This is a genomic window from Paraburkholderia sp. SOS3, assembly GCF_001922345.1.
Classification (GTDB): Bacteria; Pseudomonadota; Gammaproteobacteria; order Burkholderiales; family Burkholderiaceae; genus Paraburkholderia.
Map to the genome: position 1 here is coordinate 2,982,497 of NZ_CP018812.1, position 9,449 is coordinate 2,991,945.

Here is a 9,449-nt window from a genome sequence, read left to right on the forward strand (position 1 = left end):
CACCATGAAGAAACTCATGCTGCTCGCGGCAGGCCTTGTCGCGTCCATCGCTATCCTCGCTGGCTGCACGTCGGCACAGCAACAGAACCTCGCGACGCTCGCCGCGCAGGCTCAAACGAACGTTGTAAAGGCGTGCGCGGTCGTGCAGCCGACGCTGCTCGATCTGAGCGCATCGATTCCGGGCGATCCGAATCTCGCGCTACTCGCGCAGGACAACGGCAAGCTGTGCGCGGCCGTCGCAACGCTCGATCCGTCGAACGTGCAAAGCCTCGTGAACACGGTGATCCCGCAGGCTATCGGCCTCCTATCGCTGCTGCCGATCGACGCCGGCACGCGGGCGACGATCCGTCTCGCGCTCGGCGCCGCGTCGATCGTGTCGAACTGGCTGGCCGTCTACGGCACGCCCACCGCCGCGCCGCCGGCGCCGGCGTCGACCGCGGCGAGCGCCTGATGGATCTCGCCGCGCTCTACGCAGCAGTGCTCCGTGCACAGGCTGCGTATGTGATGGATCCGGCGAAAGCGCAGGCTGCGTTCGAAGCTCTCGGCTGCCAGTGGATCGGCCAGTACAAGGATGGCGATAGCCAGGCGGTGCTGTCGCGCGACGCCGCCGGCGAGGTGTGTCTCTCGATCAGCGGCACGCGCTTCAGCGATCATCAGCTCGGCGATCTGTTCGATGACGTCGACCTGTGGCCGGTCGATGTTGGCGGCGGCGCGAAGGTCACGCGCGGCGCGTACGACGGCTGCCATGAGATCTGGCAGTGGGCACTCTCGCAGGTCCCGGCCGGTACCGTGTTCAACGTCGAGGGGCACTCGCTCGGCGGCTGGCGCACCTCGTACACGCCACTGTTCCTGCCGGCCGCGCAGATCGGCAAGCTACACTGCTTCGAGCCGCCCAGGGCGCGAATGCCGCGTATTACGCGCGCTTCGAGAAAGAACTGGCCGGCATGGTGATCGTCGCGAATGGCCGCGACATCTGGTTCGGGTATCCGCGGCTCGACGATCTATTGCCGTTTCTCGTCGACTGGATTCACAGGCCGGGCGATGTGATGTGGCTGCACGACGTCGGCTATACGACCATTCAGGCCGATGCGTGGCCCGGGGGATTCGATGAGGACGATCACAGCATCGATCTCGTCGCGAGCCGCATTACGGCGATCTACGCGCCGCAGCCGAAGGCCGCTTAACAGGCTATCAGCTGTATTTTCGTTTTACAGTCCAAAGGCTGTATTTCGGCGACGCTCACGCGGGCGTCGCCGCACCTCCGTCATCACCCGCATCGCGCGGCTGCTCGTCAGCCTTCCCCTTGTATTCGCTGATGAAGCCCATCCTCGAGCGTTCGTCTGCATCAGTATCCGGAACTCATAAAGCGCAACGAGCTGGCCTAACCCTTCAGCTTTCCAACACTTGTCGATCGTCTCGCGACAGGCATCCGCGTCAGCTACCAGCTGGCGCAGCCGTATGACCTCCAGCACAACATTGCGCACGTCCTGATCCGAGCGTGCGTAGATCGCGCGCAACTGCTCCGTCGTCGGTGACGGGAATTCCGGCAGCTTCGGTCGCATATTCTTCACACAAAAAATACTGTATGGATGTACAGTATACCCGTCGCATGCGACCTAAATCACCGCAACCATGCGGTGAATATCCGCGCATTCTCCGCACGGCCTCACCCCGTGCTCCCGCCATTTTTCCGCGCGGATCGTAACGACGGCTGCCACGGCCGACACGTGGTCGTGGCCTTTCAACGTGCTTGATGATGGAGCTCAACAAGTATGACGACGTACACCGCAAACAACCCCGTCCCGATGCCGGCGTTGCCGACCATCTCGGGTGTGAAACAGGAATTTCTTGTCGCCTCGACCAACGACGGCGTTTCAACGTATGCGCCGGATGGCCTCGCACCAGCGCCGATTTTTGGCCTCGGTGGTCAACAGCTTCAAGGTAATGAAATCGTTGCAGGCGGCATCGCCACGCTCGTTTCATTTGTCGAACCGCTTTTGAATGACGGCGAGCTTTGCTGGATCCTCGTCGGGTGCACGGCAGGCGCAGTGCAAGTTGCCCCCGCAATCGCCAGCGAGCAGGCAGCGCAGTTGAGCCAGGTAACGACGGTTGCCGGCGCAACGCGAAACCTCGCGGCCATTCAATCAGCGGCCGCGTCGACTCTCACATTCACCGCCGACGAGCTGGTCCTCAAAACAGGTCTCGGCGGCCTCCCGATCATCCTGTCGTCGTTCAACGAGACGCTCAACCTGGCCGGACCGGTAGGCATCGGCGGAATGGATGCAGGATCGCCGCCGGCGAACGGCTATGTCGGCATCTACGCGGCCTGGAATCCGACGGCAGGAACGCGAGGCATTTTCGCGACGAACGCAACCAGCTCGATCGTCGGTGAAACGTACGGTGGCCAAAACTTGCCTACCGGCTTTACGTACACGGAACTGATCTCGGTCTGGCCCACTGACTCGGCCGGCAAACTGAAAGTGGGTTTTCAGAAAGAGCGCTCCATCGGGATCGCGCCGGTGACCGTTATGAATTCCGGCGTTCTGACCTCAACGTTTAAAGCTTTCAGCATTGCGTCGGCGGTTCCGATGAACGCCAAGTCGGCCGAACTCAATGGAAATGTCGGCGTGGGAGGGCAGACCGGTATCTCTGCGGACTTTATCGTCGCCTCGACCTCCACTGGTGCGGGCGTCGGCATGGTGGCGGGTTTCAACCCGCCCGATGTGTTCTCGGGAAATGGCAGCAGCAGGTCGATGATCACAATTCCTCAGACGCTCTTCTATGTGCTGACCACGACAGCAACAACGGGCGTCATCAACGCAGAACTCGGTTTGAATTCGTACTCCTTCTGATTAACCCACATCCATTGGAACAGAGATGACGACATACACTGCAACCAATTCCGTGCCGCTTGAGGCACTCCCGACCACGTCCGGTGTGGTTCAGAAATTCCGTGCGGCCGCGACGAACGACGGCCCGTCGACTTACGCACCTGATGGCCCCACGCGGCCCCGATCTTCGGTCTCGCGGCCAGCAGTTGCAAGGCGATGAGATCGTCGAAGGTGGTATCGCAACTTTGGTCTCGTTCGTCGGCTCACTGCTGAACGATGGCGACCTGTGCTGGGTGTTGCTGTCATGCGATGCCGGCGCCCAGCAAGTAGCGCCGGCCACCGAAAGCGCGCACGCCGTCCAATTGGGGCAAGTCGAAAACATTGCATCTCCGCTACCGCTTGCGACCTCTGCGTCAACAAGCCCAAATCAGGCGGTCAACCAAAGCCAAGTGCTGGGCGTAGCGCAAACGATCATCGATGTAACGGCATCCCGCACGTTAGGGACCACCTATACGAACACAACTGGAAAGCCGATCATCGTCTATGCTGCAGGAACATGCGGCGTCGGCGGCGGGTCTATCGCCATTACCATCGATGGTCTCGTCGCGCAGATTGGAAACGACAACACCACCGGTCACGCCATCGCGACCAACTTGATCATTCCGGCCGGCTCCGCTTACTCAGTTTTTATTACCGGATCGGTGACGCTGAATTCGTGGAATGAGCTGAGGTAACTTTATCGCCTCATCATCTTTTCGAGCAGCCACCTTCGGGTGGCTGTTTCGTTTCCGCTGCTCTTGAGGCGCAATCTCCCGATGCGCAATTGCGGAAAAGATCTTGGATTGCGGAAATCTTCTGTGGCTCGTTATTGCCCGCTAACCCTGGTGGGCCGGGTGGGATTCGAACCCACGGTGTCCTTTCGGAGGCGGATTATGAGTCCGCTGCCTGCAACCAGCACGGCGTCCGGCCAAGAAGAAAAAGACCCGGTCGCAAGGCCGGGCCTGATCGCTGATTGGCCGACATACTACACGAAATCGGGGCTTCCGGGACTGCTTCGCGTACCGTACGAAACACCCGGAAGCCCCGCATGCAGATGGCGGCCCGACCGCTTCGCTTCACCGAATGAAGCCGAAGCGGCGGGTGGCTAACGTCAATTCCCTTCGAGGAACGACTTCAGCTTGTCCGAACGGCTCGGGTGACGCAGCTTGCGCAGCGCCTTCGCCTCGATCTGACGGATACGCTCACGCGTGACGTCGAACTGCTTGCCGACTTCCTCGAGCGTATGGTCCGTGCTCATCTCGATACCGAAACGCATGCGCAATACCTTCGCTTCGCGCGGCGTCAGCGAGTCGAGCACGTCCTTCACGACGTCGCGCATGCTTGCATGCAGCGCGGCATCGGCCGGTGCAACCGTGTTCGTGTCTTCGATGAAGTCGCCCAGATGCGAATCGTCGTCGTCGCCGATCGGCGTTTCCATCGAGATCGGTTCCTTCGCGATCTTCATGATCTTGCGGATCTTGTCTTCCGGCATCTCCATCTTCTCGGCCAGCGTCGCCGGATCCGGCTCGAGTCCGGTTTCCTGCAGAATCTGACGCGAGATGCGGTTCATCTTGTTGATCGTTTCGATCATGTGAACCGGAATACGGATCGTGCGCGCCTGGTCCGATCGAGCGTGTGATGGCCTGACGGATCCACCACGTCGCGTACGTCGAGAACTTGTAGCCACGGCGGTATTCGAACTTGTCCACGGCCTTCATCAGACCGATGTTGCCTTCCTGGATCAGGTCGAGGAACTGCAGACCGCGGTTCGTGTACTTCTTCGCAATCGAGATCACGAGACGCAGGTTCGCTTCGGTCATCTCGCGCTTGGCCTGACGCGCCTTCAGTTCGCCGGCCGCCATCTGACGGTTGGTTTCCTTCAGGTCCTTCAGCGGCAGCACCACGCGCGCCTGCAGATCGAGCAGACGCTGCTGCTGCTCGCGGATCGCCGGGATGTTACGCGTCAGGATCGCGCTGTACGAATGACCTTCGGCGACGATCTTGTCCGACCACTCGAGGTCCGTTTCATTGCCCGGGAAGCGGGCGATGAATTCGGCGCGCGGCATGCCGCACTTGTCGACGACCGTGTGCAGGATCTGACGCTCGACCTGGCGCACTTCGTCCACCTGCGCACGCAGCGTGTCGCACAGACGCTCGACGGTGCGTGCGGTGAAGCGGATCGACATCAGCTCGTTCTGAATCGTTTCCTGCGCCTTCAGGTACGACTTCGACTTGTAGCCTTCCTTCTCGAACGCGCGACGCATCTTGTCGAACCATTCGCTAATCAGCGCGAATTTTTCGAGCGACATGCGCTTCAACGCCTCGAGCTGGGCGGCATTCGCCGTCGCTTGCGCGGCGCCGTCGTCGTCCTCTTCCTCTTCTTCCTCGCCCTCTTCGGCTTCCTCGTCTTCTCTCGATCGCTTCCGCTTCCTGCTCCGAGAAGCCGTCCGCGTCTTCGGCGTTTTCGTCGATCAGACCGTCGACGAGTTCGTCGATGCGGATCTCTTCGTTCGCGACGCGCTCAGCCATCGCGAGGATGTCCGCGATCGTGGTCGGGCATGCGGAGATCGCCATGACCATGTGCTTCAGGCCATCTTCGATCCGCTTCGCGATTTCGATTTCGCCTTCACGCGTGAGCAGTTCGACCGTGCCCATCTCGCGCATGTACATCCGCACCGGGTCGGTCGTGCGACCGAATTCGGAATCGACCGTCGACAACGCAACTTCCGCTTCTTCCTCGACTTCGTCGTCCGACGATGCGGCGGGCGCGTTGTCGTTCAGCAGCAGCGTTTCGGCATCGGGCGCCTGCTCGTAGACAGCCACGCCCATGTCGTTGAACGTGCTGATGATGCCTTCGATCGCCTCGGTCTCGGCGAAATTGTCCGGCAGGTGGTCGTTGATTTCCGCGTAGGTCAGGAAGCCGCGTTCCTTGCCGAGCTTGATCAACGCGCGCAGCTTGGAGCGCCGCTCCTCGAGCTCTTCCGCGGTGCCCGGCTGCGTGGAGGCGAACGCATCCTTCAGCAGCGCTTTTTCCTTCGCCCGGCGGTCGCGTGCCTTGGCCTTTTCGCCTTTGCCCTGAACGGGAGTTGCGACTTCTTCGTTCTGGGTGGTTGCGTCGTCATCGACGGATACTTCGTTCAGCTTTTTCGTCATGGAGTTCGCCGTACCGGCTGTAGTCTCGACTCGCGGCTGGTGGACAACAGCCGGTTGAACCGTGGATACTGGAGATTCGCGCACTGCCGCATCGTCCTGCGCGGCAGCCGCGTCCCTTGCGTCTTCCTTCGAGCTTCCGGCGCCCGGCCGTTTCGTCACCGCTGCGACAGCTTTCGCCGCCTGCACCGGGGCCGCTCGCGCGGCGGAAACGGTGGAAGTACGCTTCCTGGCTGGCGTGGCGCTCTCGGCAGACGTTTTTGTTACGGAAGTTGCGGACCTGGCCTCTGTGACCTTCGTGGTCGGCTGCCCTGAGCCTTTGCCTGTCGCTTTCTTTCCGCCTGTAGTCTTTACCATTGCAATCGCCTTTCGCCTTTGCCTGGAAATAAAAAAAACCAAAACCGCTGAAAACCTATTATTATAGCACCTGCGTTTCAGCCCTTCCCTCGTCACTTCCGCTTCACAGTCGCTTCACAGTCGCTTCACAGTCTTTTCTCAGCCGTCTTCACAGCCCGAGCAGGCGCTTCATGTCAGCGCACCTTTGACTCAAACCGTTGAATTCCGCCAGTTCTTCCGGCGTATGTCTGGACTGACGAGCCAACTGATCAAGGCGTTCACGGGACGCGTCATAGCGCATCTTGAGGATCGCCGCTTTCAGTTCCTCGCCAGCGAGCCGTTCATGCTCGCGACGCTCTTCGGCGACGCTCGCATCCTCGGGGTCTTTCAGCAACAAATCCCGAACGTTTTCATCATAGTCCAGAATTTCGCGAAAGATTTCCTCGAAGGTTGGGGCGTTCGCACCATTGCGCAATAGATCGGACAGCAATTGAAATTCGGCCGTTTCCCCCAATGCTCGCGCGTGGGTCAGCACCTCCTCGAATAGCTCCGCATGACGCGTTACTGCCAGCAAATCTCGTTCTGCGTCCTCGTCGAGCACCGCCGCGATGCGCGGATGCATGACGAGGTTGCGCAAGGCTCGCTGCTCGATACCGGTTACACTGCGCCGATCCTTGCGCGCGGGCGCCGAACGCGCAGCGGCGGCAATCCGCGCATCGACCTCGCACAGTGCCCACTTCGTCGAATGGCACATCGAGGCGATCCGCGAACATGTGCATGATCTGTGCGCGCAACGCGTTGGCCGGCAGCGCCTGCAATAACGGCTTTGCATCGAAGAGCGCGCGCGCCCTGCCTTCGGGCTGGTCCAGTTCCTTGCCCGCAAGGACCTCGTTGAGCATGAACTGCGACAGCGGCATGGCCCGCTCGACCTGCGCCGCAAACGCTTCGGTGCCGAACTCGCGCACATAGCTGTCCGGATCGTGTTCGGTCGGCAGGAACAGGAACCGGATCGTCCGGTTGTCCGCCGCATGCGGCAGGCACGCGTCGAGCGCGCGACGTGCCGCGCGCCGGCCGGCTGCGTCGCCGTCGAAGCTGAAAATCACCGTATCGGTCTGGCGCAGCAATTTCTGCACATGAATCGGCGTGCAGGCCGTGCCCAGCGTCGCCACCGCGTTCTGAAACCCCAATTGGGCCAGTGCGACGACGTCCATATACCCTTCAACTACCAGCACGTACCGTTGTTCCCGGATCGCGAGCCGCGCTTCGAAAAGCCCGTAAAGCTCGCTGCCTTTGTTAAATAGCGGCGTTTCCGGCGAATTCAAATACTTCGGCTCGCCGCCGTCGAGCACGCGGCCTCCGAAACCGATGACCTGTCCTTTCACGTTGCGGATCGGGAACATCACGCGCTCGCGAAACCGGTCGTAGCGGCGATTCTGGCCTGCGCATCCGACTTTTCGCTGACGATCACAAGGCCAGCTTCGACAAGTGCTTCGTCCCTATAATTGGGAAACGCCACCTCGAGGTTCTGCCATCCATCCGGGGCGTAACCGAGACCGAAGCGCGCCGCGATCTCGCCGGTCAGTCCGCGCTTTTTCAGGTACTGAATCGCATTCGGCGCCACGCAGCTGCTTGCGGTAAAAATCGCACGCGGTCTGCATCACGTCCGACAGCGCCGTCGTGACGGCCTTCGATACGGCCGGGCCATAGCCTTCGCCGCCGCTACCATTCGCGCCGCCAGCTACGCCGCGCATCGACGGCTCATGCGGCACCGTCAGGCCCACCGCTTGCGCAAGCTCGTTGACCGCTTCAGGGAATGTCAGCCCCGCATGCTCGATCAGAAAGCCGATCGCCGTTCCATGCGCGCCGCAACCGAAGCAGTGATAGAACTGCTTAGTCGGACTAACCGTAAACGAAGGGCTCTTCTCGTTGTGGAACGGGCAAAGCCCCATGAAGTTCGCGCGCCTTTCTTGAGCTGCACATACCGCCCACCACGTCGACGATATCGACGCGGTTGAGCAGGTCCTGCAGGAAAGAGTGCGGAATCACGATACTTGCGTTGCCTTCAAAAGGACCGGTGCGCCGTCCGCCGGTTGCGTCGGCCATGCGTTCTGAACAGGATAGGACGCCCGCGCGGAAACGGACACAGGCAACAACATGCGAGCAGGCGCAAGGAGAGCGGCGTCATTCCGCGCGACCTTGTCCGCGGAAAACCGTTACTTCGCGAGTGCGGCCTTGACCTTCGCCGATACCGCTGTCATGTCCGCGGCCCGCCAGTTTCGGCTTCAGCACGCCCATCACCTTGCCCATATCCTGCGGTCCGGCGGCGCCCGTCTGCGCGACGGCTGCCTGAACTTCCGCGGCGATCTCGTCATCGGACATTTGCGCGGGCATATAAGCCGCGAGCACGTCGAGCTCGCCCTTTTCCTTCGCGACGAGATCGGTGCGCCCGCGGTTTCGAACTGGCTGATCGAGTCTTTGCGCTGCTTGATCATCTTGTCGATGACCGCCGTGACGCCGGCGTCGTCGAGCTCGATACGGTCGTCGACTTCGCGCTGCTTGATTGCCGCAAGCAGCAGCCGAATCGTGCCGAGGCGTTCTGCCTCCCGCGCGCGCATCGCGGCCTTCATGTCGTCGTTGATCCGAACCTTAAGACTCATCGTTCACCTGCCATACGTTGTGAAGGTGTTGCGGGAATGGAATGCGCGTCCGGGCGAGGCGTTGCGCGCCCTAGTGTGTAACACGCAGAACACAAAAACCCGCGTGAAGCGGGTTTCTCGAACGCGGACCACCTCGCGCCGGGCCGGGCGCCGCGATGCGATCAATAGAACTTCTTCGGCAGCATCTGGCTGCGCAGACGCTTGAAGTGCCGCTTGACGGCCGCCGCCTTCTTGCGCTTGCGCTCGGATGTCGGCTTTTCGTAAAACTCGCGCGCGCGAAGCTCGGTCAGCAAACCGTTCTTCTCGATCGTGCGCTTGAAGCGGCGCATCGCGACTTCGAAGGGCTCGTTTTCTTTTACGCGAATGGTCGTCATCTTTCAATAACGGTTTTGGGCAAAGGGTTGGAAGTATAGCAGACCTTCTGCATAAAAGCACG

6 protein-coding genes, 1 tRNA gene and 3 pseudogenes are annotated in these 9,449 nt (G+C 60.9%); 5 read left to right on the forward strand and 5 right to left on the reverse strand.

Translation table 11 applies throughout. The features are described from left to right. Window positions 1-4 precede the first annotated feature (4 nt). The 5 genes from BTO02_RS33480 to BTO02_RS33505 all read left to right on the forward strand — a co-directional run bounded on the left by BTO02_RS33480 (window position 5) and on the right by BTO02_RS33505 (window position 3,565). Window positions 5-451, forward strand: coding sequence for a hypothetical protein (locus BTO02_RS33480; protein ID WP_075161211.1), 447 nt, complete (start codon window positions 5-7; stop codon window positions 449-451). Beyond that, window positions 451-951 (forward strand): hypothetical protein, encoded by a 501-nt coding sequence (locus tag BTO02_RS33485; protein ID WP_075161212.1) that lies wholly within the window; start codon window positions 451-453, stop codon window positions 949-951. Before BTO02_RS33480 ends, BTO02_RS33485 begins: the two co-directional genes overlap by 1 nt. Continuing rightward, entirely contained in the window at window positions 945-1,184 is a 240-nt protein-coding gene (locus tag BTO02_RS33490) for a hypothetical protein (RefSeq protein ID WP_075161213.1), read from the forward strand. Before BTO02_RS33485 ends, BTO02_RS33490 begins: the two co-directional genes overlap by 7 nt. A gap of 588 nt (window positions 1,185-1,772) precedes the next feature. Next, entirely contained in the window at window positions 1,773-2,852 is a 1,080-nt protein-coding gene (locus tag BTO02_RS33500; RefSeq protein ID WP_083615279.1) for a hypothetical protein, read from the forward strand. Window positions 2,853-3,037: 185 nt separating this feature from the next. Continuing rightward, a complete protein-coding gene (locus BTO02_RS33505; protein ID WP_075161215.1) occupies window positions 3,038-3,565 on the forward strand; it encodes a hypothetical protein in 528 nt (175 codons plus the stop codon). Window positions 3,566-3,713: 148 nt separating this feature from the next. On the opposite strand, the gene BTO02_RS33510 is transcribed toward BTO02_RS33505, so the two are convergent. The 5 genes and pseudogenes from BTO02_RS33510 to rpsU form a co-directional block, all read right to left on the reverse strand. Continuing rightward, window positions 3,714-3,801 (reverse strand) — tRNA-Ile (locus tag BTO02_RS33510). 180 nt (window positions 3,802-3,981) lie between these two features. Next, window positions 3,982-6,377: pseudogene (rpoD, locus tag BTO02_RS34040) on the reverse strand (RNA polymerase sigma factor RpoD). 148 nt (window positions 6,378-6,525) lie between these two features. Beyond that, window positions 6,526-8,402, reverse strand: a pseudogene (dnaG, locus tag BTO02_RS33540) (DNA primase). A gap of 167 nt (window positions 8,403-8,569) precedes the next feature. Then, window positions 8,570-9,013: pseudogene (locus BTO02_RS33545) on the reverse strand (GatB/YqeY domain-containing protein). 161 nt (window positions 9,014-9,174) lie between these two features. Further along, window positions 9,175-9,387, reverse strand: coding sequence for a 30S ribosomal protein S21 (gene rpsU / locus BTO02_RS33550; protein ID WP_075159061.1), 213 nt, complete (start codon window positions 9,385-9,387; stop codon window positions 9,175-9,177). Window positions 9,388-9,449 lie beyond the last annotated feature (62 nt).